We start from the raw sequence: 24,841 nt of genomic DNA on the forward strand, positions 1-24,841 counted from the left end.
CTCCTCCCCCATGACCTCCACCGCGTGCTCCACGTGGCGGACCACGTCGTCCATCGTGTCCCCGCCCAGGTACACCGGCGCCAGGATGATGCCCACCACGCCGCCACGCTGGGCAATGGTGCGCAGCGCCTCGTCGGACAGGTTGCGCCAGCCGCCCCCCGCCGCGCGCACGCCGGTGTGCGAACAGAAGTAGCGCACGGTGGGGTGCGCGAAGAGGTCCGTGAGCGTCTGCTCGGATGCGTGCGCCACGTCCACGCTCAGCCCCAGATGGGCCATCTGCTCCATCACCTGATGGCCCAGCGGCGTCAGCCCCCGGTTGCCCATCATCGGAAACGAGGAACCGCCCAGGTCGTTGTTGGACAGGTGCGTGAGCCCCATGAAGCGCACCCCGCGCCGGTGCAGCTCCGCCAGTCGCTCCACCTTGCCTTCGATGGCATGGCCTCCCTCCACGCCCAGCACCGCCGACAACCGCCCGTGAGCGAGGTTGTCCTCCAGCCCCGCCCCGGTGGTGGCGACGCGCACCGTGTCCCCGGAGCGGGCGCAGAAGGCATCCAGCTTTTCAATCTGCCAGAGGGCGCGCAGCCATTCGCCGCCGCGCGCCTCGCGGGGCCACTTGCGCCACGCGGCGAACAGCGGGAAGCCGCCAATGAAGGGGAAGCCCCGGGTCACCAGCGTGAAGCACTGCAACTTCACCCCCGCCTCGCGAAGGCGGGGAAAGTCCACGTGCCCTTCCGTTGACCGCTCGCACAGGTCGCGGTTCCACATCAGCGAATCCGCATGACCGTCCGCGATGCACCAGCGCTGATGCAATTCCTTCACGTCACCCATGCCAGCAGTCTTCGCCACCGCCTCCCGTGATGACAAGCGCCTGGCCCCCGGGTTCGTGCGTCAGCACCAGTCCAGGCCGCCGCCGTCATCGTCGTCGGACCAGGCCTCATCCTCCAACGGAAGGCCGGCCTCCGCGTCCCCGGCCGGCCCCACGAGGGCATCCGTCCGCACCTCCGCCACCTCGCGAAGCGCTTCGGGAGGACCATAGGGCCGCCCCGCCGCGCCCATTAGCTCCCGGAGCGCGTCCCGCAGCTCCGCCCCCGTCTGGAAGCGCGCGTCGCGTTCGCGCCGGAGCACCCGCTGGAGCACCGCCCGCATGCCTTCCGACAACCCCCGCGTCGCATGCTCCACGTGCACGGGCGACAGGCACGCCATGCGCGCGGCCATCAGCGGCGCGGGCAGCCAACTGGGTGTCTCCGCGCACAGCCCCTGCGCGCCGGGCAAGGGCTGTGCCTGTTGCGCCGCGCGCTCCACGTCCTCCAGGTCCAGCAGGTGCAACCCGGTGAGCAGCTCCAGGAGCACCATCCCCAGGGAGAACAGGTCCGCCCGTCCATCCAGGGGCTGGCCCTCCAGGGCCTCCGGCGACGCATAGGCCACGTCCCCGCGCACGAGCCCCGGCTCCGTCACCACGCGCCCCGGCAGCCGCGACCACGCGAGCGCGAAGTCCGAAAGCCGCACCCGCCCGTGCACGTCCACGCGCACCGAGCGGGGACTCACGTCGCGGTGCACGACGCCCACCGGAAGACCCCGGGCGTCCTCCAGCGCGTGGGCATGGTGGAGCGCGTCCGCCACCTCCGCGCCCACGTACGCGACGAACGCCTCCGAGAACGGCCGCCGCCGCAGCGCCGCGAAGCTGGACAGCGTCTCCAGGCACGGGCCGTCCACGTATTCCATGACGAGGTGGGGCGCGCCGTCGTGCACCCGCACCAGGTACACCGGGGCGATGGCCGGGTGGCTCAGCCGCATGAGCAGCTTCACCTCCTCGCGCAGCCGCGCCCGCCCCACGTCGTCCCCGACGTCGCGCAGGCGCTTGATGAGCACCAAGCCCCCCGGCGTGCGCGCGTAGTGCCGGCGGGCGAGCAACAGCTCCCCTCCGGCGCGCGACCCCAGGTAGCGCACCAGCTCATAGGACGTGGCCCCGGTGGAGAAGAGGATGAAGGGCCGGGACGCGGACTGCACGGGGGGATGGGTGGCCATCGTGGATGACGCTCCTTCGGGAGGCGCTTCCCGGGGGTGGGAAGGCCATGAGGAAGACCTCACGCCCGCGTCCTACCACCCGGGTCAGACATTCCCGTCCCACCCCACCGGGTGTATCCCCGACTAAAAAGGAAACGGCCCCCGCGATGAAGCGGGGGCCGTCGCCTTCAAGCTTTTTCATGCCTGCGCGCGGAACGCGTGCAAGGCGCGAAACTACTTGTCCAGCTTCTTCACGGCCGCCACCAGCGTCACGTCGCGGGCGACCATGTCCTTGCCGTCCATCACGTACGAGGCACGCACCTGCGAGCCTTCCTTGATGTCGTCCATCTTCACCGCGCGGCTGCCGTTGTCGAGCAGCGCCGTCTTGTCGTTGGTCTTGATCTTCAGCTCGCGGTTGTTGCTGTCCACCACCGTCAGCGTGTCACCCGACTTCGACAGCACGCGACCATTGATGGTCGTGGCCGCGGCGGTCGCGCCGACCATGCCCGAACCGCCCGTGGCCAGATCCTCGTTCAGGTCCTCATTGCGGTTGGCCTGGGCCTCCGCGAGGTCCTTCTCCTCGTCGCGCACGTCCTCATTGGCGGCGGCGATCTTCTCGTTGGCGTCCTGCCGCGCCTCCGCGATGTCCTCGTTGCTGTCGCGCTGCGCGGCGCCGATTTCCTCGTTGGCGTCCTGCCGCGCCGCGGCCAGCTCCTGGCCCTCGTCCTGACGCGCTTCCGCCGTCTCCTGCGCCGCTTCCTGACGGGCCTCGGCGACGTCCTCGCGCTGCTCCTGGACGTCATCCTTCTTGCAGCCCGCGACCATCGTCAGCCCCGCCACCGCAGTAACCGCAATCATGAGCTTCCGCATGTGACTTCCCCCTGTGTGGTGTGTTCTGGAAGCCGGAGGATTTGTTCCCCGGCGTTGGGCAGAAACTGGTCGCTCCCCCCGTACCTGCACAGGGGTTGTCAGCGACGGATCCAGGACACAGGGGGCCCTTTCCGATGAAAAAGGCCCTGGTCGCCTGCCTGCTGGGGAGGCGGAACAAACTCAACAGAGCGCGAAAAATCCGTCCGGGTGCGCTGTCACAGGGCTGTTTCGTGAAGGAGGCTGTGCGTTGACAGGGCAGAACCGCCCTTGTACTGGCACCGGCAGGTCCCCGCGAGCAGCACGGGCGGGTCGCAAGGAGTCGTGACGCCGTGACGGTGTGGGTCAACGGAGAAGCGAGAGAGCTGCCGGAGGGTGGCACCCTTACGTCCCTGCTGACGCTGCTGGGGTTGAGCAGCGGGCCGGGGGTGGCGGTGGAGGTGAACGCGGAGGTGGTGCGCCGCGCCCGCCACCCCGAGCACCGGCTCCAGGACGGGGACCGGGTGGAGATCGTCACCTTCGTGGGTGGCGGGTGAGTGCAGGCCTGAAAGAGGACACGGTCATGAGCGGTATCGCGGACAAGCCCTTCACGCTGGCGGGAGTGACGTTCTCCTCGCGGCTCATCGTCGGGACGGGGAAGTACCCGAGCCACGAGGTGATGAAGCAGTGCCACGACGCCTCCGGCGCGGAGCTCGTCACGGTGGCGGTGCGGCGCCTGGATTTGAAGGCCACGGGCGAGGCGTCGCTGATGAACTGGATCGACCGCAACAAGCTGCGCCTGCTGCCCAACACGGCGCTCTGCTACACGGCGGACGACGCGGTGCGCACCTGCCGGCTCGCTGAAGAGCTGGGCATGAGCAAGTGGGTGAAGCTGGAGGTCCTGGGGGATGAGAAGACGCTCTACCCGGACGTGGAGGAGACGCTGAAGGCGGCGCGCATCCTGGTGAAGGAGGGCTTCACGGTGCTGCCCTACACCAGCGACGATCCCATCACGGCGCGCAAGCTGGAGGACGCGGGCTGCGCGGCGGTGATGCCGCTGGCGGCGCCCATCGGCAGCGGGCTGGGCATCCGCAACCCGCACAACCTGCGCCTCATCCGCGAGGTGGTGAAGGTGCCCGTCATCGTGGACGCGGGCGTGGGCACCGCTTCCGACGCGGCCATCGCGATGGAGCTGGGCGTGGACGCGCTGCTCATGAACACCGCCATCGCGGGCGCGAAGGATCCCGTGCGCATGGCCGTGGCGATGAAGAAGGCGGTGGAGGCCGGCCGCGATGCGTACCTGGCCGGACGCATTCCGCGCAAGGCGTACGGCTCCGCGTCCAGCCCCATCGAAGGGCTCGTCGAGTAGTGCCTTCCCTGCCCCGCCTCGTCGTCATCACCGACTGGCGCCTTCCCCGCACGCGGCTGTTGTCCGCGCTGGAGCGGGCGCTGGAGGCGGGGCCCGACGTCGCCGTGCAGCACCGTCACCCGGAGGCTTCGGGCCGCCTGTTCCTGGAGGAGGCCCGGCTCGTGGCGGACGTGTGCCGGGCCCGGGGGCGGGCGTTGTTCGTCAACGGCAGGCTGGATGTCGCGCTGCTCGTGGGCGCGCACCTGCACCTGCCCGCTTCCGGTCCTTCCCCGCGCGACGTGCGCCCGCACCTGCCCGACGGGCGGCTCATCAGCGTGGCGGTGCATGACGCGCAAGAGGCGGAAGCGGCGACGGGGGCGGACTTTGCGCTGGTGAGTCCGGTGTTCGCGCCGGGATCCAAGCCGGGAGACACGCGAGCCACACTGGGACCGGAGGGTTTCCGGACGCTCGCGGCCCGGCTGCCCTGCCCCGCCTTGGCGCTGGGAGGGATGACACCCGAGCGCGCGAGGACCGTGCCCGGGGCTCGGGGCGTCGCGGTCATCTCCGCGGTGCTGGAGGCGGACGACCCGCGCGAGGCGGCCCGGGCGCTGCTGGACGCATGCGGGGAGGCTCACGGCGGGGGGGAATGACGCCCCTGAGAGAGAACCTGGGGGCGCGGTCGGCGATGGGCTCGAATGACACGCGTGCGGCGGCCCGGACGCCTTAAGTCCCCTGCACGGTCGTCGCCCCGGGGATGGCGTCCGGGTGCGAAGGCCCGGGCATCGCGGTCGTCTCCAGGGGCAGGACGGCGAATGCGTCCTGCGAGGTGGCCTGAACGCGCGGCTCCGCATGCACGGCCCCATCCGGTGGAGGCGCGCTATGCTGCGCGGCCGTGAATCCCTCCGCGACTTCCGCTGAACTGCGCCCGCTCGCCATCGGGGAACTCATCGACCGCGCCGCGACGTTCTGGCGCGCGCACCTGAAGACCCTGTTCGTGCTGTGTCTGGGGTTCGACCTGGTCAACTACATCGCGGTCAAGGTCTTCACCTTCGCGATGACGCGCGTGGTGGGCGTGCTGCCCGGATTGCAGGGCGCCCAGGCGGGGGCGGATCCGGCGGAGACCCTGACCCAGTCGGGCATCGCGATGGGGATGATGGGCGTGCTGTATGTGTTCCTCATCTGGAACTTCTGGGTCGCCACCACGGCCGCCGCTCGCTACGTGGTGCCGTCGTACCTGGGAGACCCGGTGCGCCCCATGGACGGACTGCGCCGGGCGTTCTCCCGGTTGGGCACACTGACGGCGACGTACCTGCTGTCGCTCGGATGGTCCCTGGGCGTGACGGTGCTGCTGTGCCTGCCGGGCTCCATCCTCATGGGACTGGCCGTGGTCGCGGTCGTCACGGGCAAGGGCTCGGGAGGAAACACGGCGCTGAGCGTGGCGCTGATCATCATCGGCGCCATCCTGCTGGGACTGGGCGGACTGGCCGCGGTGCTCTGGTACTTCCTGCGCTTCATGTTGCTGCCACCCGTGCTGGCGATGGAGGACGTGGGGGCGTGGACCGCCTTCAAGCGCTCCGGCGCGTTGCTCTCCGGCCGCGTGGAGCCGGGCTTCATGGGGCGCGGGACGGTGCGGGCCATGGTGTTGTCCACGGTGGTGGGCGGCATCCTCGTGGCGGTGAGCCTGGTGTCGGGACTCCCCGCGTGGATCGTGCGGCTGACCTATGGCGGCAACCTGCTGGATCCAGCCTCGCAGGCCGCCATCCCCCAAGCGCTGCTGGTGCCCGCGGAGTTGTTGCAGGTGGTGGGACAGTCGTTCTTCACGCCACTGAGCTTCGTCGTGTCGGCGTTCTTCTACGTGGACATGCGCGTGCGTCGCGAGGGCCTGGATCTGGAGCGCCGGATCGCGCCCACGGAACCGACGACGCAGTCCCACTGACGGCCAGCTCCCCGTGCTCTCCCTACCCCTGCTCCTGGTGTTGTCCGCCCTGCCGCCCTGCGCCGACCGCGCCGCTGTCGCGCAGCGGCTCGAGGAGACGGCGCGCGCCCGGCCCCAGGAACTCAACGCGGAGGTGAATCGACTGGTGGAGCAGTTGGAGGGCGTGCCGCTTCCGCCCGGGACTTCCGGCCAGACCCCGCAGGACCGGGCCCACCAGCTCACGGTGTATCTGGACGCGGTGTGCAAGCTGGAGACGGGCCAACAGCCCGGCGCCCCCGAGGTCGCGAGCGATCCGGAGCGGCTGCGCGCCATCCTCGGCCGGCCGGAGTTCGCGAGGGCACGACAGCGCAACAGTGACGTGGTGACGCGCCTGCTGCGGGAGCTGGAGACCTGGCTGGAAGGACTCTTCGAGTCCAAGGGAGCGCAAGGCTTCGCCGTGGCCACGCGCGCGGTGATGCTGGGCGTGGCGCTGGCGGTGGTCCTGTTCGGAGTGCTGCGCGTGCGCTGGCGCAGGAACCGGAAGGTCGTCCTCGCGCCGGGGACGCAAGGAGAGGCGCCGCCCCTGGAGCTCGACACGCCCGGAGAACACCTGGGCCGCGCACGCACCGCGCTGGAGACGCAGGACTCGCGCGAAGCCATCCGTGAAGGGCTCCTGGGCCTGCTGTCCACGCTGGAGCAGCGCAAGCTGGCAAGGCCGGACCGGGTGAAGACGAACCGCGAGCTGGCCGCAGAGCTGCCCACGCGTGGAGCACCCGCGCGGGTGACGGGTGAGGTGGAGCGACTGGTGGGCTGGTACGACCAGGCCTTCTATTCACTGGAGCCCGTCCCGCCCGACGAGGCCGCGCGCTTCGTGGAGTCCGTGGAGCAACTGCACGGCTCGCTCGCGGAGGGCCGGCCATGAAGAACGCACGCGTCGCGGCGGTCCTGGGCCTGCTTGTCGCGGTGGCGCTGGCGGTGGGACTCGCCTCGCGCCAGGCCGCACCGGACTCCCCCGTGCCGTCCATCACGAATCCCGGCCCCCTGGGACTCAAGGGCCTCTTCGTGTACCTGCGCGAGGGCGGACGGGACGTCAGCACCCAGGAAGCCTCCCTGGAGTCGCTCCCCGCCGACACGCGCACGCTCGTCATCGCCGCGCCGCAGGCCCAACCGGTGACGAAGGAGGAGGTCGCCGCGCTGGAGCGCTTCGTCCAGGACGGCGGCACGCTCGTGTACCTGTCGCCGCACACGCTGGGCAGGCAGCAGCCGGGGCTGGAGGAATGGCTGGGATTGGTGTCGGGCCCACTGCCGGGCACGAACCACCAGGGCCTCGACTCGGAATGGGTGGACCCCGCGGGTGTCACCGTGGATGTCTGGCTTCCGGCGGGCGCGCTGCGGGGACTGTCATCGCTGCGCGTGTCGCGCGACCGGAGCCTGCGCATGGACCGCGAGGACGCGGTGCCCCTCGCGGGCCGGGCCGGGGCCAGCGTCGTGTGGCGTTGGGCCCATGGCAAGGGCGAGGTCTACGTGGTCGCGGGCGCGGACCTCGCGGAGAACCGGCGGCTGGAGCTGCTCGACAACCTGCGCTTCTGGGATGCGCTCGCCGCACGCGGCCCCCTGCGCTTCGACGAGTTCCACCACGCCGCCGTCGCCCGCCCTCCCCTGTCCCACGGCATCTGGGTGTTCATCGCGCAGGCGCTCGCGGTGGGGCTCGTGTACGTCGTCTCACGGGGCACGCGCTTCGGTGCCCCCCGCCCCGTACACGTGGAGCGCCACCGTTCGTCGCGCGAGTACGTGCGTTCGCTCGGGTGGCTCATGCGCCGCGCGAAGGTGGAAGCAGAGCTGCTGCCGGAGCTCGACAGCGCCTTGCGTCGGTTGATGCAGGAGCGACTGGGAATCGCCCCGTCCCTGCCGGACGCGGAGGCCGCGCGGCTCCTGGAGGAGACCTGCGGCGTGCCCGCGCGCGAATACCTGGACGCGAAGGAAGACCTCGTCCGCACCCGCGAGCGCACGCCCGTGAAGCCCGCCGACTACACCCGGCTTGCCCGCCGCTACGCGAACCTGGAGCGCCGGGTGACGGGCCGCGCGGGCGATGCCCCGCAATGACGAAGGCGCGGTGCCCGGAACCAGCCGGACCCGCGCCCTCTTGTCGCCCGGTACCTGACCGGACCTACAGCTTCTTGCCCGCCGCGAGCATCGCCTCACCCACGTGCTGGCGGATCTCCGCGACGCGGGCCTCCCAGCTCTCGTGGAAGATCTTCTCCGCGCGCTCGCGGTTCGGCCCCGGCTTGTCCGCCAGCGCCGCGTTCACCTTCTCCACGTAGTCCGCCGGCGTGGTGGCGATGCGGCACAGGCCCACCTTGCGCACTTCGGGCAGGTCGGACGACACCACCGGCAGGCCGGACGCCAGGTACTCACGCACCTTCAGCGGGTTGGAGTTGAGCGTCAGCTCGTTGATGACGAACGGGTTGAGCGCCACGTCGAAGGCCTTGTTGTAGCCCGGAAGCTGCGCGTACGGCTTGCGCCCCAGCATGTGGATGTTCGGCTGCGCGCGCAGCTTGGAGTCGTCGCAGTCCGGCGTCGTCTTGCCCACGATGACCACCGAGCCTTCCGGGTGCGCCTTCGCGCAGGCCACGATGGCGTCCTGGTCGATCCAGTCCGCCACCAGGCCGAAGAAGCCGATGATGGGCTTGGGCAGCTTCGCGATGTCCTCCGGGACCTGCGTCTCCGCGTCGCACGCCTTCACGAAGTGCGAGAAGTCCGTGCCGTGGCGCACCAGCACCGTGCGCTTGTTCAGCTTCTTCTTGTTCTCATACAGGCGCTCCGCGGACGTGATGCACATGTCCGCGCGGCGCAGCAGGCGTTCCTCCAGCTCCGCGATGTGCTTGCCATTCGTGTCGCTGAACGCGGAGAACTCATCCACGCAGTGGTACACGACGAAGTCCTCGCCCAGCGTGCCGGACACCGGCGCGGACGCAGGCAGGAAGCTCCAGGAGATGGGCCGCTCGAACTTGAGCTGCTTCATCGCGCGCAGCACCTGCAACCGCAGCAGGTGGCGGTTCGCCTTGCGCACCGTCTCCGAGCCGTAGAACGGAATCGCCAGCGGGGCCAGCACGTGCAGGTTGGGCTCCACCTCGCGGATGCCCTCGCTGAAGGACTTCAACTTCCGGATGATCCGGTTCGCGTCGTGCGCGTTCACCTTGGGCGCGCGGTTGCCAATGCTGTTCACCCACAGCACGCGGTTGTCCCGCGAGAGGATCCGCATGATGTGGACCTTCGACAGCGGATCCCCATCCCAGTCGTTGGAGAACACCACCAGGTCACGCCCGCGCAGGGCCCGCTTCGACAGATCCATCTCGTCACTACGGCGCATCGTCTTCTCCTGAAGTCAGAATCCAGATTGCGAAACCATGAAGCGCTCCCGTTGCCGGAAGCCCCACCACCTGCCCCATCACGCCGCGTTCACCGTTCCTGCACCTGCCATGCCGGACGGCAGCAGTTCCGCGTACACGTCCAGCAATACCGGCCCCACGTCCGGGGCCATCACCTTCGCCGGGCCTGCCTTCAGCGCGTCGCGCAGCGCCTGCGCCAGCGCGTGCTCGTCCCCGGCCTTGAAGACCCGCGTTCCCTCCGGGCGCGCGCACACGTCGCTCGCGACACAGGGCACTCCCAGCGCCAGCGCCTCGCGCACGGAGAGCGAGTCCCCGTCGTGCGTGGTGGGCCGGATGAAGGCATCGCTCTGGGACAAGAGCCCCAGCGCCTTCGCATGCTCCATTTCGCCCAGGTCCTCCAGCAGCCCCGCGACGCCCAACTCCCGCGCGTCACGGATGAACTCCTCGGAGCGAGTGCCCGGACCGAACAGCGCCAGGCCCACGCCCGGATGCGTCTCCGCGAGCAGCTTCAGCGCGCGGAACATCTGCTTGCGCCCGTACACGGGTGAAGGATGGTGCGCCATCGTCAGCAGCGGCTGCCGGCGCGCTCGCGCGGCCTGCACTTCCGCCGTCACCGGCCCGGGTTGCACCTGCGAACCACAGAAGGCCGGATGCACCAGGACCTTCTCCGCCGGCACGCCACACGCGACGACCGCGTCGCGCACCGCGGGAGACACGGCCACCACCCGCGCATACCCCGCGAGCGCCGTGCGGGCGAACACCCGCCGGGCCTGCGACGCGGCCAGGTAGTCTGGAATCAATCCCGAGTGCAGCGTGATGACGCGCGGCGAACGGGGCCCGGGCATGGTGCCCACCAGCGCCGCCAGCAGCCACGCCTTCGGGTTGTTGCCACTGGTGTGCAGGTGGGTGACCCAACCCGCGGAGGTGAATCCCGCGAGCCGCAGGCCGAACGCGGCGGCGCCTTGAACGGGGAGGACGTCCGGAGCCGGCCGGCCACCCTTCCCGATATCAAGCACCTTCGTTTCGACCCCACGGCCGCGAAGAAATTGATGGAGTTGTCGGACGTGGATGGACACACCGCCATAGGGCGGCGGGTAGTCTCCGACGAGCAGCACGCGCATGGGCAAGCCCCCTCTTCTTCCGGACCGCGAGCCCTAGCGGGACGACGCCTGGGAGGGAGGGCGCGGAACCTGGGTGAGCTTCGGTGCCGGACGCCTGGGCAGCAGGCCCATCTCACGCTGGTAGGTGGTCAGCGGATCCGCGTCCTGGCGAATCACCTTGGCGGGCACGCCCGCCACCACCGCGCCCGCGGGCACGTCCTTCACCACCACCGCGTTGGCGCCAATCACCGCGAAGTCGCCCACGTGGATGTTGCCCAGCACCTTGGCCCCGGCGCCGATGCGCACGTAGTCGCCAATCACCGGCGCGCCTTCCAGGCCGGAGCGACCGCCAATGGTCACCTGCTGGGAGATGAGCACGTGACGGCCCACCTTCGCGGACTTGTGGATGACCACGCCGATGCCGCCGTAGCCCAACTGCGTCCCCTCGCCCAGCTCGGCGTCCTCGGGGATGTACGAGCTGTGGAGGTAGTAGATGGCCTTGCGAAGCACGGCCGGCAGCAGCGGAACACCCCGCATCCGAAGCCCGTGCGCCATCCGGTACAACGTCATCGCATCGAATCCCATCACGCCTCTCCTCGCCCGCCCGTACTCCGTGACGCCGGGAAACTAAGTACCCACTTGGGGAGAGGGAAGTCCTCCCCACGCGTCTGATTCCCGACGACGTTCACACCGCCCGGCGGGGTCGGAGGGACTGCAACGCGCTCAACGGGCGAACGCCTTGCGCATACAGGCCCACCACGTAGCCCACGACGAAGAGAATCCCGGCCACCGCGAGGGGCAGCACGCGCCACAGGAAGCCCGTGGGCAGGTCCACCCACGCGTCGTGCGCGCCCGTGCGCAACAGGAAGATGCTGCCGCCCGCGATGCCCGCCGCCAGCGTCGCCTGTCCCAGCTCCCGCCACGGAATCACATCCATCAGGCCCAGCTTCCGCTCGGGGGTGGACAGCGCCGCGGGCACCCGGGACAGCAGCATTCCCTTGCCCACCACCTCCGCCAGCGCCCACGAACCGATGCCGCCCATCATCCCGAAGTGCTTCACGCCGAACCACAGGAGCGGCACCGTCACCACCGCCTTCACCAGGTACGAGGCGAAGATGGCGCGCGTCTGGCCCCGGGCCCGGAGCGTCCCGTCCATGGGCAGGATGGCAAGCACCACGCCCAGCACGCTCACCCGGAAGATGGGGACCGCCTCCAGGAACTTCTGGCCGAACATCGCCCCCACGAACTCCGGCGCCGCCGCGAAGAGGAACGCCGCGAAAGGCAGGAACACATACGCCAGCTTCCCGGCCGCCTCACGGAAGGCCTCCACGCCCTCCTCCAGCCGCCCTTCCCGCTCCAGCTCGCCCAGGCGCACCATCAGCACCTCGCTCGTGGGCGTGTAGAGCAGGTCCACCACCGGAAGCTGGAAGCAGCCCACCCGGTAGAGCGCATACACCGCCGGGGCCACCACGCCCGCGACCGCGTACAGGTGCGCGTTCTGTTGCGGAATGGCCAGACACATGGCCGCGCCAAAGGGCGCCGAATACAGGAGCTGCTCGCGGAACAGCTTGCGGTCCACCAGCGGACCCGTGGACCCGCGCAGCGACACCATCCACGTCGCCGCGTAGCGAAGCCCCGCGAACGCCGCCACCGCGATCATCATCCCGTGCAGGGACAGACCCAGCAGCGGCGGCACCACCATCACCAGCGCGCGCACCGCGTCGGACACCAGGTACACCACCGCGGACGCCTTCGTCCTGCCCTGGCTGGTCAGCGAAATCTCCAGCGGGTAGCTGCCCAGGAAGAACGCCGTGTAGATGGCGAGCGACGCGCGGTACTCCATCAGCGCCGGGTTGTTGAAGTAGGCCGCCACGTGGCCCAGGAAGGCCCACACCAGCGCCGCCGCCACGAGCCCCGCCCCCGACACGAACAGCAAAGCGTGGCCCAGGTAGGGCCGCTTCGCTTCCGTGCGGGGCAGGAAGTAGTAGAGGCTCTGCGCCACGCCAAAGGGCAGCACGTAGGAGAGCGTCGTGGCGATGAGGAACAACTGGTAGTACGTGCCGTACTCCTCCAGGCGCAACACCCGGGCGAGCACGAGCGGAATGGACAACGTCAGCCCGGCGGTGAAAAGCCGGGCCAACACCAACGGGCCGGCGCGCCCCAGGAACGACGGGGCCGCGACCGGCTTGGGTGACGCACTCACTGGATCTCCTCCGGCTGCGCCGCCTCCGGGGCCAGGGCCACGTCCGACGCCACCACCACCTGGGTACCGCCCACCACCGCGGCAACCCTCGGGTCCGTCACCAGCACCGGCTCTGTCACCTGCACGACTTCCACCGGCGTCACCTTCGTCAGCGTTGACGCGGGCAGGACAGTGTCCTGGATGATGACGTTGGCGCCCGGGATGCTCCCGATGAGCGGCGCGAGCGAGTGCGGCCGGCGCCCCAGCACCGGGCGGCTCATGCCCAGCACGCCGAAGCAGTCGTCGAACTGGCACACCGTCAGCGCGGACGAGTAGTCCCCCATCATGCCCAGGCTGAAGTTCTCCCACATCACCTTGCGCTTGAGGGTGAACGGGTCGCCCCCCACGCGGTTGGGCAGATCCTCCGTGGTGACGCCGGAGCGGAAGCCGTTCTGGCCCAGCACCCGGATGATCTCATCCGAATACCAGCCATTGCAGTACGCGAAGTCCTTCACCTGGATGCCCACCTCGCGCTCGATGGTGCGCTTGGACTCCAGGATTTCGTGCTCCACCACCGGCGTGGGCTCCTGCGTCAGCACCGTGTGGCCCAGCGTGTGCGCGCCGAACTCGAAGCCGTCGCGCGCCATGGTGCGCACCTCGTCCCAGCTCATCACGTCGCCCTGCTCGGGGACCAGGTCCGACCCGCCGCCCAACTGCTTCTCCAGCGCGTCGATGATGCCGGTGAGGATCCGCGTGGGGTGCTCGCCAATGAAGTCGTCCAGCGCCGCGGACACCGTCTTGTGACCGGAGAGGATGGGGCCCAACAGGTCCACGGACGGGCCGGGCATCGCTTCGAAGTCGGGGTGGAAGCGGCGCTCCTGCACGCGGCGCAGCAGGTGGAAGAGCCGGTCGTGGTTGAAGCGCTTGTCCGTGTCGATGAACGCCGTGGGCAGGTAGGTGATGGCCGGCACGCCCATCTGCTTGAGCACCGGGTACGCGTACCGGTAGACGTCGCGGTAGCCGTCGTCGAACGTCACCACGCACAGGTCCTTCTTCGCCGTGCGCCGGCCCGCCATCACATCCACCGCGTCGCTGATGCTCGCCAGCTCGTAGCCCGCCGCGTGCGCTTCCTCCAGGTGACGCCGGAAGGTCTCCTGGGAGATGAGCAGGCCCGGGATGGACCGCTGCAACTCCCCGGTGAAATCACTCACCACCCGGTGGTAGCTCACGATGAGGATGCGCCGCCCGCCCGACTGCGACCGGCGATACGCCGCCATCGCCTTGCGAACCCCGCTGTAGTGCATCATTCCCGCCGCTGCTGCCTTCGCCGCCCGCCGCAACACCTTGCCTGCCATCACGCCTCCCTCGCGGATCCCGCCGCCCGCCTGCTCCCCCCAATGGAACAGGCCCCGGCCGTGGACACTGCATGGTGGATGCCAGCACGCCAGGGCAGGGAATTACTCCGTAAACCACTGAAACCATGTGAGAATGGTGCGACTTGTACGCCTTTGGGGGTCGTACCTGGGTGCACCAGGGCAGTCTTGAGCCCACCAGTGGCGAAAACCTTTCAGCCCGCAGCGGAGGGAACGGGCGAAGCAGGCGTAAAAACTTCCTGTCCTCCTGCGGCCGGGTCCAGGGGTTTCACTGGTGAACAGCGGGTTTTCCGGCTACGAAACGGCCCGCCGATGCCTCCTCCTCCCTCTGGATCAGCGCTCGCCCTCCACGACGTGAGCAAGCGCTATGGGCGTCGCTGGGCCGTGGCGCGCCTCACCTACGCCCTGCCACCGGGACGCTCGCTGCTGCTCACCGGGCACAACGGATCAGGAAAGACGACGCTGTTGCGCCTCATCGCCACCGCGCTCAGTCCCACCGCGGGCCGGGTGGAGGTGCTGGGTCGGGACGCCGTCGCGGATCGTGACGCGGTCCGCCGCGACGTGGCGCTGCTGTCCCACGCGAGCTTCCTGTACGAGGACCTCACCGCCCACCAGAACCTCATGGTGCTCGCGCGCCTCCTGGGCGTGGACGCGGCCCAGGACGTCGCGGACACGCTGCTCACGCGGGTGGGGCTGACGCGCCGCACGGACAGCCCGGTGCGCAGCTTCAGCGCCGGCATGCGCAAGCGCCTGGCCATCGCCCGGCTCCTGATGAAGTCCCCCGCGCTGGCGCTGCTGGACGAACCCTTCGGGGAACTGGATCCAGCCGGCATCCACGACATGGAGGGCGTCATCGCGGAGCTGAAGGCGGGCGGCACCACGGTGGTACTGGCCACGCACCTCATCGAACAGGGGCTGAGTCTGTGCGAGGAGCGGCTGCACCTGCAGGACGGCCGGGCGGTGGCGGCATGAGGACCCCGCGCCCCGTGGGCCTGTTGACGACGACGTTTGTCCTCCTGCGCAAGGACCTGCTCATCGAATGGCGCACCCGGGCGCGGCTCAACGCGCTCATCTTCTTCGCCATGGCGACGCTGCTGCTGTTCTCCTTCGCCCTGGGGCCGGACACGAAGCTCTTGGAGCGCAACGCGGGCGGCTACCTGTGGCTGGCCATCCTCTTCGCCAGCGTGCTGTCCCTGGGCGAGTCCTTCCGGGTGGAGACGGAGAACGCCTGCCTGGACGGCGTGCGGCTGGCGCCCGCGAACGCGCGCGCCATCTTCCTGTCCAAGGCGATCGGCAATGCGCTCCTGCTCCTGGCGCTGGGCGTGGTGCTGGTGCCGGTGATGGTGGCGCTCTACGGGGTGAAGATCGTCACCGGGTTCGGTGACCTGGCGGGCATCCTGGTCCTGGGCTGCCTGGCGCTCAGCGCCCCGGGGACCGTGTATGCGGCCATCTCCAGCAATGCCCGCGCGCGGGATGTGCTCCTGCCTCTGCTATTGTTCCCGCTCGTCATTCCGGCCCTCCTCTCCGCCGCCAAGGGGACCACGCTCGTGCTCCAGGGGGATCCGATGCATCAGTTGGGCTCCTGGCAGGGGCTTTTGCTGGGGTTCAACCTGATTTACTGGGGCCTGGGCTTCATGCTCTTCCCGCGCGTCATCGAGGACTGAAGGATGAACAAGTTCGTCAAGTGGGGTTTGCCGGCGCTGACGCTGGGCCTGCTGGGCTGGGGCTGGTGGCTGGGCCTCGTCTGGGCGCCGCCGGACCGCGAAATGGGCGACGTGCAGCGCATCATGTACGTCCACGTGCCGCTCCAGTGGATGGCCATGCTGGCCATGTTCCTCAACTTCGTGGCCGCGGTGACGTACCTGCTGCGTCAGTCGTGGAAGACGGACGCGCTGGCGGAGGCCGCCGCGGAGGTGGGCCTGATGTTCGGCGCGCTCGGGATGATCACCGGCGCCATCTGGGGCCGCCCCACCTGGGGCGTGTACTGGTCCTGGGATCCGCGTCTGACGTCGGAGGCCATCCTGCTGGTGGCCTACACCGGCTACCTGGTGCTTCGCCGCTTCGTGGAGGACCCGGACAAGCGCGCGGTGTGGAGCGCGGTGGTGGCCATCATCGGGGCCGTCAACCTGCCCATCGTGTGGTTCTCCGTGCGTTGGTGGCGCAGCCTGCACCAGACGCAGTCCAGCCCCAAGACGGTGGACCCGCAGATGGTGCTGCCGTTGCGCGTCGCGGCGTTCGGCATGCTGGGGCTGATGATTCTCTTCCTCATCCACCGCTACCGCATCGCGATCGCGGAGCGCAACGCGGAGGTGGCCCTCCCGGAGGCGCTGCCTTCGGACGACCCGGCGCAGCGCGCGTCCCAATCCTCGAAGGTGGCCTGACCCATGAACGCACTGACCTCGCTGATGGTGCTGGCCCAGGTGGGCAGCGGTCGCCTCCAGGGCGGCTGGGGCTATGTGGGTGCCTGCTATGGCATCTCCGTGGCCGCCTTCGTGCTCTACTCGGTATCCCTCTGGGCCCGCCGCCCCCGCGCCGCGTCCGATTCGAAGGAGTGAGCCCATGACGCCCGTCAACCGCAACCGACTTGTCGCGCTGGGTGCCCTGCTCGTCGCAGGCGCCGGCCTCGCCTTCATCGCCTTCGGCAACATCGGCGACAACCTCGTCTATTACTGGAGCCCGTCGGAGCTGCTCTCCAATGGGGACAAGGCCTACTCGGCCACCATCCGCCTGGGCGGCGTGGTGCAGCCGGGCAGCATCCAGTGGAACGAGGCCCACACCACGCTGGAGTTCCGCGTCGCGGATGACGCGAAGCCGGAGTCCAAGAGCGTGCACGTGCGCTCGCTGGAGACGCCGCCGCAGATGTTCCGCGAGAAGATTGGCGTCGTCGTGGAGGGCACCTACGACCAGGCCGGCGTCTTCACGTCGAACCGCCTGATGGTGAACCACTCCAACGAGTACCGCGCGCCGAAGGAAGGCGAGGCTCCGCGCCAGTGGCAGGACACGCTGGCCGAGGGCGCCACCACGGCCACCGTGACGCCGCCGGGGGCGCCGTGAACGGAGTCCTCGGTTACGGGCTGGTGCTGGCGGGCCTGGCCTTCGCGGCCTTTGGCGCCATCATCGGCCTGGTGGGCGGCATGCGCCGCACCGACGCCAGCTACCCCTGGGTGCTGCGCGCGGTGTGGGGCTTCGCCGCCTGCATGATTGGCAGCAACCTGGTGATGGTCGAAGCGCTCATCAACCACGACTTCAGCGTGAAGTACGTGGCCCAGGTGGGCAGCCGCGCGACGCCGCTCATCTACACCATCGTGTCGCTGTGGAGCGCGCTGGAAGGCTCCATCCTCTTCTGGGGCCTCATCATGGGTGTGTACGTCGCGGCGTTCGCGTATGTGCACCGCCGCGAACACGCGCGCTACATGCAGTTGGCGCTGGGCACCATGCTGGCCGTGGGCGTCTTCTTCGCCTTCCTCATCGCCGGCCCCGCGAACCCCTGGGGCGCGGTGTCGCCGGTGCCGGCGGACGGGCCCGGTCCCAACCCGCTCTTGCAGAACCACTTCCTGATGGTCATCCACCCGCCCATGCTCTACCTGGGCTACGTGGGCATGACGGTGCCGTTCGGCGTCGCCATCGCGGGCCTGCTGCGCGGGGAGATTGGCGAAGCGTGGATGGCGCCCCTGCGGCGCTGGACGCTCATCGCGTGGATGTTCCTCACGCTGGGCATCGTGCTGGGCGCCTGGTGGGCGTACGCCGTGCTGGGCTGGGGCGGCTACTGGGCGTGGGATCCGGTGGAGAACGCGTCGTTCCTGCCGTGGCTCACCGCGACGGCGTTCATGCACTCCACCATGGTGCAGGAGCGCAAGCGGATGCTGAAGCTGTGGACGCTCAGCCTCGCGCTGGCCAGCTTCGTGCTCACCATCCTGGGCACGTTCATGACCCGCTCGGGCATCTTCAACTCGGTGCACTCGTTCACCCAGTCGGACATCGGGCCCACGTTCCTGGTGTTCATCGGCATCCTGCTGGTGGTGTGCATCGGCCTGCTGGCGACGCGTGGCCATTTGCTGGCGCCGGAGGGAAACCTCTCGTCGCTGGTGTCGCGCGAGGCGAGCATCCTGGTGAACAACCTGGTGTTCGTGGCCATCACCTTCACGGTGCTCCTGGGCACGCTCTACCCGCTGGTGTCCGAAGCGGTGCGCGGCGTGCGCGTGAGCGTGGGCGAGCCGTACTTCAACAAGATGGCGGTGCCGGGCGGCATCGCGGTGCTCTTCCTGATGGGCGTGGGCCCCGTGCTGCCGTGGGGCAAGCCGGACAAGGCGGCGCTGCGCCGGCAGTTCATCGTCCCCGCGGTGGTGGGCCTGCTCGTGTCGGGCGCGTGCCTGCTGGCGGGGCTTCGCGGCGTGTACCCCATCATGACCTTCGGCCTGGCCGGCTTCGTCACCGTGGTGACGCTGCGCGAGCTGGCGACGCCGGTGCTCGTGCGCATGCGCGAGCGCAAGGAAGGCTTCGTCACGGCGCTCACCACCGCGACGGGCAAGGCGCGCCGCCGCTTCGGCGGCTACGTGGTGCACATGGGCATCGTCGTCATCATCGTCGCAGTGGCGGCCTCCAGCGCGTACGTGACGCACACGTCCGGCACGCTGAAGAAGGAAGCCACGCTGACGCTGGACGGCTACCAGCTCAAGTACAAGGGCCTGTCCAGCGGCGAGGAGCCGCACCGCACCTTCGTCGCCGCGCGGTTGGAGGTCACCGCGCCCAACGGCACGGTCACGGAGATGCGCCCGCGGATGAACTACTACGAGCGGAGCACGGACCCGGTGGGCACCCCCGCGGTGCGCGAGACGCCCAAGGAGGACCTGTACGTGTCGCTGATGGCCTTCAGCGAGTCGACGGGCACGGCGAGCTTCAACGTCTGGGTTTTCCCGCTGGTGGGGTGGATCTGGTACAGCCTGCCGCTGTTGCTGCTGGGCACGCTCATTGCCGTATGGCCGCAGCGCAAGGCGGCGGTGGTGCGCGCGGAAGCGCCGGCGGTCGGTGCCTCCCCTCCCCTCACGAGCGGTGACGCCGAACAGGGTGCGGCATGAAGCGGTGGCGCATTCCGGCGGCCTTCGCGGTGGTGGCGGCAGCGCTGCTGTTCGTCCTCTTCAAGGGCTTCGGGCGCAACCCGCATGAGGTGCCCTTCATGCTCAAGGGTGCACCCGCGCCGGACTTCGTCCTCAAGCCCCTTGGCGGGGGCGAGGCCGTGAAGCTGTCGGACCTGAAGGGCCGCCCGGTGGTGCTCAACTTCTGGGCGTCGTGGTGCGGGCCCTGCAAGTACGAGCACCCGGTGCTCGAATGGGGCGCGCGGGAGATGGGCTCGCAGGCGGTGTTCATGGGCGTCGTCTTCGAGGACACCGAGGAGAACGCGCTCGACTTCCTGCGCCGCATGGGCGCCAGCTTCCCGCAGTTGATGGACGAGCGCTCGCGCATGGCGGTGGACTACGGCGTCGCGGGCGTGCCGGAGACGTACTTCATCGACGCGCAGGGCACCATCCGCGGCAAGCACGTGGGCCCCATCGATCCGCAGACGCTGGCGGCGCGTGTGAAGGAACTGTCGCAGCCCGCCCCGGCCTCCACGGCCGAGGCCGCGCGCCAGCGCTGAAGGCCGCTGCCCGCTTGAAGGGCAGGCACCCCCGGTCCCCCAGCAGGGGCGCCGGGGGGCCGCCTCGCGGGGCGCGGTGAATCCGTAGTAGATCCTCAATCCGTCGGCGTCGTTTCAGGGACCTCCCCCCAGGCCCCTGTCCAGCGAGGTGGGCCCCCATGCAGTGCCCCGAGTGCGGTGAGAGCGCGGCGGATGTCCGGCTGATGTACTGCGAGCAATGTGGCGCGAAGATGCCGGCGCGACCCGCCGGCGCGCCGCGTCCCAGTGCCCGGAACTCGCGCCCCAGCCGTCCCGCCTCGGAGCCCGCCTACGCGTCGGAGCTGATGGAGGAAGAAGAGGAGGACCGCAGGCAGCGCACCGGAACCCAGCGTCCTCCTGCTGCCTCGGCTTCTTCGCCCGTGGCCGCGGTCGAGGAAGACGACGGCTACACGGGGCCGCGCTGGCTCAAGGAAGTGCCGGGCCACTCGCAGAGCGTGCTGGGCGCGGGCGTGGTGGTGTTCTGCCTGGCGCTGTCCATCCTGCCCTTCTTCCCCAACGTGGGCGTGGTGGGTTCGCTGCTGACGCTCGTGGGCGGGGTCGCGGTCATCGCGCGCGAGCTGCGCCGCAGTGGCGATGCCCCGGGCTGGGTGGACTCCGTGCCGCTGGTGCTGATGCGGCCGGAAGTGCCCGCCGCGTACACGCTGCTGCTGGCGGCGCTCGCGTTGAAGCTTTCGGGCTTCAACCTGCTCCTGCCCATCTGGGTGGTGGGCGCGGTGCTGGTGGGCCTGGATCAGTACAAGCAGGTCGTCGAAGGGCCGGATGGGGTGAGCCGCCTGTTCGACGTCCGGTCGCTGCTCGGGTTTCCCCGGGTGTTGGCGCTGGCGGGCGTCGCGGTGTGCCTCATCGCGCTGTACCTGCCGTGGGGGAAGATGATGGCGGACGGGTCGTCCCTGCCGGCCAACGTCCCGGTGCCGGGGAGCGTGCAGGGGGCCCCGCCCGAGCTGCGCGTGATTCCCAGCAACCGGCCCGACGAGGATTCGCTCTACGCGGGCGGGGGCGTCATCACGCGCTCCGGCTGGGACGTGCCCGCGTCGGAATTGCCGCTGCTTGCGCTCCTGAGCCTGCTTGTCATCGCCGCGCTGCACCCGGAGGTGGAGCGTCCGGCGGCCCTGCGCTGGGTGCCCCTGGGCGCGGTGAGCGTGAGCCTGCTCTGGGCGCTCGCGGGCGTCCGGCTGGCCGTGGGGCCCTTCGCCTTCCTCTTCGGCCTGGGCGCCGTGGGCTTCTATGCGGTGCGCCACGCCCTGGCGCGCGACGAGCCGGACTCCGGGTTCCCGCCCGACGAAGGCCCGTACGACGGCGAGGAGCCCTACGACCCGGAGCAGGATTCTGAGACCGAGCGCGACACGGGCTACTCCCGCTAGCTCCGGCGCCACCTCCCGGAGGGCGACCGGGGTGGCGGGCGTGCGTCCCAGGTTTCGCTGTGCAATACCGCTCAGGGGGCTGTAGTTAGGCACGGCCCCCGCTGGAGCCCTTGATGAATGCCGTCCTCGTCTCGTTGACCCTCGCCCTGAGCCTTGCCACGGGGCAGTTCGCGCCGCAGCAGGCCGCGAGTGATCCGCTCGCGCCTGCCCGTGAGGCGCGGGTGCAGGTGTTGGCGAAGAAGCTGCGCTGCGCGGTGTGCCAGGGCCTGTCCGTGGCGGACAGCCCGTCGTCCATGGCGCGCGCGCAGTTGGACAAGGTGCGCGAGCTGGTCTCCGACGGAAAGACGGACGAGGAGATCGTCGACTACTTCGTGGCGCGCTACGGCGAGTGGGTGTTGCTGGAGCCGCGCGCGGAGGGCTTCAACTGGTTCGTGTGGTTGGGGCCGGTGGTGCTCGTGCTGGGCGGTCTCTTCGTCATCCTCCGGCAGCGTCAGCCGCTGCCCGAGGGCGCGGTCGCCACCGAAGCGGCGACGGCCCCCTCCCCTTCTTCCCCCCCGGCGCCGTCGACGGACGACGCCGACCCCTATCTCCAGGCCGTGCGCCGGGAGCTGGAGCGCTAAGCCATGCAGCCCGAGCCCACCAACTGGTTGCCCGGAATCATCGTCCTCTCGGTCGCCTTCGTGCTGGCGGCCGCGTGGCTCCTCTTCCAGCGCCGCAAGACGGGCGCGGCCCCCGGAGTGTCAGCGGCCGAGGTGAAGGCGGACGGGACGACGGAGGACCTGTCGCAACGGGCGCAGTCGCTCATCGAGCAGTTGCGCACGCTGGAAGCGGAGAAGCACCACTTCACGGCGGAGCACTACACGGCGGAGAAGTCGCGCCTGGAGCATGAGGCGGCGGCGGCGCTGCGAGCCCGGGACGAGCACCAGAAGCGGCAGGCCGCAGGGGTGAAGGTTCCCGCGCGCAACGTACCGGCGCCCACGGGCTGGGCCTCGCGAAACCCGCAGATGGTGGGAGCGCTGTGGGGCGCGGGCGTGGTGGTCTTCTTCGGAGGGCTGGGCTACCTGCTGGTCTCCGAGCAGAAGCCGCGCGAGGAGGGCCAGATGGGCACGGGCGCGACGCCGCCGGGCATGACGGCCCAGCAGCAGGAGGAAGCCACCGGGATGCCCCAGCAGAACGATGAGATTGAGCAGGGGCGCCAGCGGCTCGCGTCGAACCCGGGGGACGTGGAGGCCGCGGCGATGCTGAGCCACGAGCTCATCCGTCAGCAGCAGTTCCCGGAAGCGATGAAGGTGACGCAGAAGGGCCTGGCGGTGGATCCGTTCAACGTGGAGCTGCGGGTGCACCGGGGCGTGCTGCGCGCGGCGGCGTCCGGAGACCTGGAGGGCGCGGAGCAGGAGCTCATCGACCTGGTGAACACGTGGCCGGACGCGCAGGAAGCGCTCATCTTCCTGGGCAGCCTGTCGCTGCGCCGGGGCGACAAGGCCGGAGCGCTGGAGCACTTCGAGCGCTTCACCGTGGAGGTGCCGAAGAACATGCAGCCTCCGCAGCTTGCCCCCGCCATCGCGCAACTGCGGGCGGAAGTGGCGCAGCAGCAGTAATAGCGAGCGCGGTACAGGGGGCCGGTGCATCCGGTCCCTGCGGTGTGTGTCACCCCCTGGAGGTGGGCCATGGGTGTGTCAGTCCATTGGATGGTGGGAGTCGTGCTCTGCTGCGGCTTCATGCTGCTTCCGGGCTGCGCGACGGGCGGCTCGGTGACGTATGTGGAAGGCTCGCTGCGCCCCCGCCACTTCGTGTTCCATGAGCAGGTGGCGAGACGTGGGAAGGGTCCGGGAGGCTGGAGGGCCGCCTGTCTCCACGTCGGCATCGCCCGCGATACGGGAGAGTTGTTCTTCTGCAAGTTCGGCGTGGAGATGCCACTCGCCAACGAAGCAATGGGGCGCATCTCTGTCGAGCAAGCCCAGAGCCTCTCCGCGAGTTGTGCCAATCAGGCCGCGAAGACAACTCTCTCCACGGTCACGCCTGCCACCCCCATCGGCATCGCGTGCGAGGAGTTCAAGCAGACCTTCGACCTGGTGCTTACCCACGCCATCGCGGGAGCCCATGTCATGAAGGTCTGCTCCGTGGGCGTCCCTCCCATGGTTGTAACGCCTGTGGGCCCGTCCGCTGGCGGAGGCCTGTAGCCCCATGCTCCCCTCCGCCGAGGCATTGAAGGACATTGCCAGGGACTACTGGCCGTCGAGGAATGACGACACCCAGGAGCCCGGACCTGAGGCACATCGGCTTCATTCGCTCTGGGCACGGAAGCTCCAGGAACGGGCTTCCTGGGACGCACTGATTGAGCAGATGAAGCAGGAGTTCTCGGAAGACACCGTCGCTGACATCACCGCGACCTCTGATGCGTGCTTCAGGTGCGCTGTGTATCCGTCAGAAGCCTCTGTAACGCCGGGCCTGAGATGGGTCCTCGTCGGCTGTGCCAGCATTCTCGCGCCCGTCTTCACCGTCTATCGCGTGCAGTTCGAATACGGCGTCCAGCGCACCCTCAGGCAACTAGAGCTGGAAGCATCATCCACGGAGGTCGCGATCCGGCTCGCCAGGATCCTGGAATCGACGCTGGGAACGAGCCTGATACCTCTCGCCCTCGCCAAGCTCCCCGTTCCTCTCTTCGTGCACTGGAAGGCACCACCCGACACAACGCTCTTCCACGCACTCTTCACGAGTACTCCCGAGCGCATCCCCTAAAGCCAGGAACTGGAAGTCATGGGAGCCCGTGGCGTGCTCGCCCAGCCCGCCCCTCGGCTGACATCAGGTCCCCACCACACCGCTCTTCGAAGCCATGCCGTGACCAGCGCCCTTCCACTCAACCCCCTTGCCTTCTCGAAGCGGCGTGAGCCGGAAGACGATGCGATTGGGGCGAGGGGCATCTATCACGAGGGTACGGAAGGAATTGATCTTGCCGCCAAAGTAGGAGCGTTTCGATTTCGTCTCGTGCAGGTAGATCATTCCTCCGATGAGTTCCTTGGCTTCCGTCTCCGAGACGTCCCAGTTGCCGCTTTCATAGTCGCCGCTGCTGGGCTCGCGGTGGAGGTTGAGGCTGCCACGACATAGAAGATGGATGGATGACATGCGTCCATCTTCGACGTCTTGCTGGTAGGACGGAAGCCCCAATGATTCGAGCGATTGGTGGGCTCTGATCCTAAAGCGGGATGTCGACAGCAGCCTCTGCGCGATGAGGGGCTTGCGCGGGCGCATGTACTCGCGTCCCCTTCACCCCAGCTTTCGAAGGGGCGTGCCTGCGAGAAACGCGTGGATGTCTTCGACCGCTTCGCGGAAGTACGTGGCGTAGTTGCCCTGTGAGACGTAGCCCAGGTGCGGCGTCGCGAGCAGCGTCGGCAGGGTCCGCAGCACGTCGTCCGAGGGCACGGGCTCGACCTCGAAGACGTCGACCGCGGCTCCCGCGATGATTCCGTGCTGGAGCGCTTCAACGAGCGCCACCTGATCCACGATCTGGGCACGCGAGGTGTTGATCAGGAACGCGGTCGGACGCATCCGCGCGAACTCCGCACGCCCCACCAAGCCCCGTGAGCGCTCCCCCAGGACCAGGTGGATGGAAACGAAGTCGCTCGTCTCCAGGAGCACCTCCTTCGTTGGAGCC

Annotated in this window: 28 protein-coding genes; 18 read left to right on the forward strand and 10 right to left on the reverse strand. The window is 69.3% G+C overall.

The features are described 5' to 3' along the window. The 3 genes from D7V88_RS19400 to D7V88_RS19410 all read right to left on the reverse strand — a co-directional run. Positions 1-828, reverse strand: an 828-nt coding sequence (locus D7V88_RS19400) for a dipeptidase (protein ID WP_120542142.1), incomplete at its 3' end; no start/stop codon positions are given. 60 nt (positions 829-888) lie between these two features. Further along, the gene (locus D7V88_RS19405; protein ID WP_120542143.1) at positions 889-2,025 is read right to left on the reverse strand and encodes a serine/threonine-protein kinase; all 1,137 of its coding nucleotides are present in this window, start codon (positions 2,023-2,025) and stop codon (positions 889-891) included. A gap of 213 nt (positions 2,026-2,238) precedes the next feature. Then, positions 2,239-2,862: a hypothetical protein gene (locus tag D7V88_RS19410; protein ID WP_244238256.1), complete on the reverse strand. Its 624-nt coding sequence runs from the start codon at positions 2,860-2,862 to the stop codon at positions 2,239-2,241. A gap of 341 nt (positions 2,863-3,203) precedes the next feature. On the opposite strand from D7V88_RS19410, the gene thiS reads away from it, so the two are divergent. From thiS to D7V88_RS19440, 6 genes are all read left to right on the forward strand, one after another. Beyond that, entirely contained in the window at positions 3,204-3,407 is a 204-nt protein-coding gene (gene thiS, locus D7V88_RS19415; RefSeq protein ID WP_120542145.1) for a sulfur carrier protein ThiS, read from the forward strand. A gap of 26 nt (positions 3,408-3,433) precedes the next feature. Then, the gene (locus D7V88_RS19420; RefSeq protein ID WP_120542146.1) at positions 3,434-4,219 is read left to right on the forward strand and encodes a thiazole synthase; all 786 of its coding nucleotides are present in this window, start codon (positions 3,434-3,436) and stop codon (positions 4,217-4,219) included. Next, entirely contained in the window at positions 4,219-4,848 is a 630-nt protein-coding gene (locus D7V88_RS19425) for a thiamine phosphate synthase (RefSeq protein WP_120542147.1), read from the forward strand. The genes D7V88_RS19420 and D7V88_RS19425 overlap by 1 nt, the downstream gene beginning before the upstream one ends. 242 nt (positions 4,849-5,090) lie before the next feature. Beyond that, complete coding sequence (locus D7V88_RS19430; protein WP_120542148.1) at positions 5,091-6,134, forward strand: hypothetical protein; 1,044 nt, start codon at positions 5,091-5,093, stop codon at positions 6,132-6,134. Positions 6,135-6,147: 13 nt separating this feature from the next. After that, positions 6,148-7,035, forward strand: a complete 888-nt coding sequence (locus D7V88_RS19435; RefSeq protein ID WP_120542149.1) for a DUF4129 domain-containing protein — start codon at positions 6,148-6,150, stop codon at positions 7,033-7,035. Further along, positions 7,032-8,216 (forward strand): DUF4350 domain-containing protein, encoded by a 1,185-nt coding sequence (locus tag D7V88_RS19440; protein ID WP_120542150.1) that lies wholly within the window; start codon positions 7,032-7,034, stop codon positions 8,214-8,216. Before D7V88_RS19435 ends, D7V88_RS19440 begins: the two co-directional genes overlap by 4 nt. A gap of 64 nt (positions 8,217-8,280) precedes the next feature. Here the strand turns inward: D7V88_RS19440 and exoP are convergent, their stop codons facing one another. The 5 genes from exoP to exoL form a co-directional block, all read right to left on the reverse strand. Further along, on the reverse strand, positions 8,281-9,483 hold the full coding sequence (gene exoP / locus D7V88_RS19445) for a spore coat polysaccharide biosynthesis glycosyltransferase ExoP (RefSeq protein ID WP_120542151.1): 1,203 nt from the start codon (positions 9,481-9,483) through the stop codon (positions 8,281-8,283). A gap of 78 nt (positions 9,484-9,561) precedes the next feature. After that, positions 9,562-10,629: a glycosyltransferase family 4 protein gene (locus tag D7V88_RS19450; RefSeq protein WP_279636052.1), complete on the reverse strand. Its 1,068-nt coding sequence runs from the start codon at positions 10,627-10,629 to the stop codon at positions 9,562-9,564. Between the two features lie 27 nt (positions 10,630-10,656). Then, positions 10,657-11,187: a serine O-acetyltransferase gene (locus D7V88_RS45195; protein ID WP_120542153.1), complete on the reverse strand. Its 531-nt coding sequence runs from the start codon at positions 11,185-11,187 to the stop codon at positions 10,657-10,659. Positions 11,188-11,287: 100 nt separating this feature from the next. Next, positions 11,288-12,805, reverse strand: a complete 1,518-nt coding sequence (gene exoM / locus D7V88_RS19460) for a spore coat polysaccharide flippase ExoM (protein ID WP_120542154.1) — start codon at positions 12,803-12,805, stop codon at positions 11,288-11,290. Continuing rightward, positions 12,802-14,061 (reverse strand): spore coat polysaccharide deacetylase ExoL, encoded by a 1,260-nt coding sequence (exoL, locus tag D7V88_RS19465; protein WP_244238258.1) that lies wholly within the window; start codon positions 14,059-14,061, stop codon positions 12,802-12,804. The genes exoM and exoL overlap by 4 nt, the downstream gene beginning before the upstream one ends. A gap of 408 nt (positions 14,062-14,469) precedes the next feature. Between exoL and ccmA the strand changes: the two genes are divergently transcribed. The 12 genes from ccmA (at position 14,470) to D7V88_RS19520 (ending at position 23,928) form a co-directional block, all read left to right on the forward strand. Then, complete coding sequence (gene ccmA / locus D7V88_RS19470) at positions 14,470-15,129, forward strand: heme ABC exporter ATP-binding protein CcmA (RefSeq protein WP_120542156.1); 660 nt, start codon at positions 14,470-14,472, stop codon at positions 15,127-15,129. Continuing rightward, the gene (locus D7V88_RS19475; RefSeq protein ID WP_120542157.1) at positions 15,126-15,821 is read left to right on the forward strand and encodes a heme exporter protein CcmB; all 696 of its coding nucleotides are present in this window, start codon (positions 15,126-15,128) and stop codon (positions 15,819-15,821) included. Before ccmA ends, D7V88_RS19475 begins: the two co-directional genes overlap by 4 nt. Positions 15,822-15,824: 3 nt before the next feature. Continuing rightward, a complete protein-coding gene (gene ccsA, locus D7V88_RS19480) occupies positions 15,825-16,538 on the forward strand; it encodes a cytochrome c biogenesis protein CcsA (RefSeq protein WP_120542158.1) in 714 nt (237 codons plus the stop codon). Between the two features lie 3 nt (positions 16,539-16,541). Next, positions 16,542-16,712 (forward strand): hypothetical protein, encoded by a 171-nt coding sequence (locus D7V88_RS43655; RefSeq protein WP_167508741.1) that lies wholly within the window; start codon positions 16,542-16,544, stop codon positions 16,710-16,712. 4 nt (positions 16,713-16,716) lie between these two features. Beyond that, positions 16,717-17,211 (forward strand): cytochrome c maturation protein CcmE, encoded by a 495-nt coding sequence (locus tag D7V88_RS19485; RefSeq protein WP_120542159.1) that lies wholly within the window; start codon positions 16,717-16,719, stop codon positions 17,209-17,211. Beyond that, positions 17,208-19,232, forward strand: a complete 2,025-nt coding sequence (locus D7V88_RS19490; protein ID WP_120542167.1) for a heme lyase CcmF/NrfE family subunit — start codon at positions 17,208-17,210, stop codon at positions 19,230-19,232. The genes D7V88_RS19485 and D7V88_RS19490 overlap by 4 nt, the downstream gene beginning before the upstream one ends. Further along, a complete protein-coding gene (locus tag D7V88_RS19495; RefSeq protein WP_120542160.1) occupies positions 19,229-19,789 on the forward strand; it encodes a TlpA family protein disulfide reductase in 561 nt (186 codons plus the stop codon). Before D7V88_RS19490 ends, D7V88_RS19495 begins: the two co-directional genes overlap by 4 nt. Positions 19,790-19,947: 158 nt before the next feature. Next, positions 19,948-21,189 (forward strand): zinc ribbon domain-containing protein, encoded by a 1,242-nt coding sequence (locus D7V88_RS19500; protein WP_120542161.1) that lies wholly within the window; start codon positions 19,948-19,950, stop codon positions 21,187-21,189. A 113-nt stretch (positions 21,190-21,302) separates the two neighbouring features. Next, positions 21,303-21,809: a cytochrome c-type biogenesis protein gene (locus tag D7V88_RS19505; protein WP_120542162.1), complete on the forward strand. Its 507-nt coding sequence runs from the start codon at positions 21,303-21,305 to the stop codon at positions 21,807-21,809. Between the two features lie 3 nt (positions 21,810-21,812). Further along, positions 21,813-22,787 (forward strand): tetratricopeptide repeat protein, encoded by a 975-nt coding sequence (locus tag D7V88_RS19510; protein WP_120542163.1) that lies wholly within the window; start codon positions 21,813-21,815, stop codon positions 22,785-22,787. A 69-nt stretch (positions 22,788-22,856) separates the two neighbouring features. Continuing rightward, positions 22,857-23,369 (forward strand): hypothetical protein, encoded by a 513-nt coding sequence (locus D7V88_RS19515; protein ID WP_120542164.1) that lies wholly within the window; start codon positions 22,857-22,859, stop codon positions 23,367-23,369. Positions 23,370-23,373: 4 nt separating this feature from the next. Next, positions 23,374-23,928 carry a hypothetical protein gene (locus D7V88_RS19520; RefSeq protein WP_120542165.1) on the forward strand — a complete coding sequence of 185 codons (555 nt, stop codon included), beginning with the start codon at positions 23,374-23,376 and terminating at the stop codon, positions 23,926-23,928. Positions 23,929-23,991: 63 nt separating this feature from the next. Here D7V88_RS19520 and D7V88_RS19525 read toward each other — a convergent pair whose 3' ends face one another. Both D7V88_RS19525 and D7V88_RS19530 read right to left on the reverse strand, forming a co-directional pair. Then, positions 23,992-24,438: a hypothetical protein gene (locus D7V88_RS19525; RefSeq protein WP_244238257.1), complete on the reverse strand. Its 447-nt coding sequence runs from the start codon at positions 24,436-24,438 to the stop codon at positions 23,992-23,994. A gap of 15 nt (positions 24,439-24,453) precedes the next feature. Continuing rightward, positions 24,454-24,841: NAD(P)-dependent oxidoreductase (locus D7V88_RS19530; protein ID WP_279636053.1), on the reverse strand; the 388-nt coding region annotated here is incomplete at its 5' end.

Origin of the sequence: Corallococcus terminator (genome assembly GCF_003611635.1) — a bacterium.
GTDB classification, from domain to species: domain Bacteria; phylum Myxococcota; class Myxococcia; order Myxococcales; family Myxococcaceae; genus Corallococcus; species Corallococcus terminator.

What these genes read in the sequence shown, in the direction of transcription:
- ccmA (WP_120542156.1), top strand. Translation starts at nt 14,470, where the DNA reads ATGCCTCCTCCTCCCTCTGGATCAGCGCTCGCCCTCCACGACGTGAGC.
- D7V88_RS19515 (WP_120542164.1), top strand. Translation starts at nt 22,857, where the DNA reads ATGGGTGTGTCAGTCCATTGGATGGTGGGAGTCGTGCTCTGCTGCGGC.
- D7V88_RS19510 (WP_120542163.1), top strand. Translation starts at nt 21,813, where the DNA reads ATGCAGCCCGAGCCCACCAACTGGTTGCCCGGAATCATCGTCCTCTCG.
- D7V88_RS19485 (WP_120542159.1), top strand. Translation starts at nt 16,717, where the DNA reads ATGACGCCCGTCAACCGCAACCGACTTGTCGCGCTGGGTGCCCTGCTC.
- D7V88_RS19440 (WP_120542150.1), top strand. Translation starts at nt 7,032, where the DNA reads ATGAAGAACGCACGCGTCGCGGCGGTCCTGGGCCTGCTTGTCGCGGTG.
- D7V88_RS43655 (WP_167508741.1), top strand. Translation starts at nt 16,542, where the DNA reads ATGAACGCACTGACCTCGCTGATGGTGCTGGCCCAGGTGGGCAGCGGT.
- D7V88_RS19495 (WP_120542160.1), top strand. Translation starts at nt 19,229, where the DNA reads ATGAAGCGGTGGCGCATTCCGGCGGCCTTCGCGGTGGTGGCGGCAGCG.
- D7V88_RS19405 (WP_120542143.1), bottom strand. Translation starts at nt 2,025, where the DNA reads ATGGCCACCCATCCCCCCGTGCAGTCCGCGTCCCGGCCCTTCATCCTC.
- D7V88_RS19420 (WP_120542146.1), top strand. Translation starts at nt 3,434, where the DNA reads ATGAGCGGTATCGCGGACAAGCCCTTCACGCTGGCGGGAGTGACGTTC.
- D7V88_RS19525 (WP_244238257.1), bottom strand. Translation starts at nt 24,438, where the DNA reads ATGCGCCCGCGCAAGCCCCTCATCGCGCAGAGGCTGCTGTCGACATCC.
- D7V88_RS19475 (WP_120542157.1), top strand. Translation starts at nt 15,126, where the DNA reads ATGAGGACCCCGCGCCCCGTGGGCCTGTTGACGACGACGTTTGTCCTC.
- D7V88_RS19410 (WP_244238256.1), bottom strand. Translation starts at nt 2,862, where the DNA reads ATGATTGCGGTTACTGCGGTGGCGGGGCTGACGATGGTCGCGGGCTGC.
- D7V88_RS19500 (WP_120542161.1), top strand. Translation starts at nt 19,948, where the DNA reads ATGCAGTGCCCCGAGTGCGGTGAGAGCGCGGCGGATGTCCGGCTGATG.
- exoP (WP_120542151.1), bottom strand. Translation starts at nt 9,483, where the DNA reads ATGCGCCGTAGTGACGAGATGGATCTGTCGAAGCGGGCCCTGCGCGGG.
- D7V88_RS19520 (WP_120542165.1), top strand. Translation starts at nt 23,374, where the DNA reads ATGCTCCCCTCCGCCGAGGCATTGAAGGACATTGCCAGGGACTACTGG.
- ccsA (WP_120542158.1), top strand. Translation starts at nt 15,825, where the DNA reads ATGAACAAGTTCGTCAAGTGGGGTTTGCCGGCGCTGACGCTGGGCCTG.
- D7V88_RS19505 (WP_120542162.1), top strand. Translation starts at nt 21,303, where the DNA reads ATGAATGCCGTCCTCGTCTCGTTGACCCTCGCCCTGAGCCTTGCCACG.
- exoL (WP_244238258.1), bottom strand. Translation starts at nt 14,061, where the DNA reads ATGGCGGCGTATCGCCGGTCGCAGTCGGGCGGGCGGCGCATCCTCATC.
- D7V88_RS45195 (WP_120542153.1), bottom strand. Translation starts at nt 11,187, where the DNA reads ATGGGATTCGATGCGATGACGTTGTACCGGATGGCGCACGGGCTTCGG.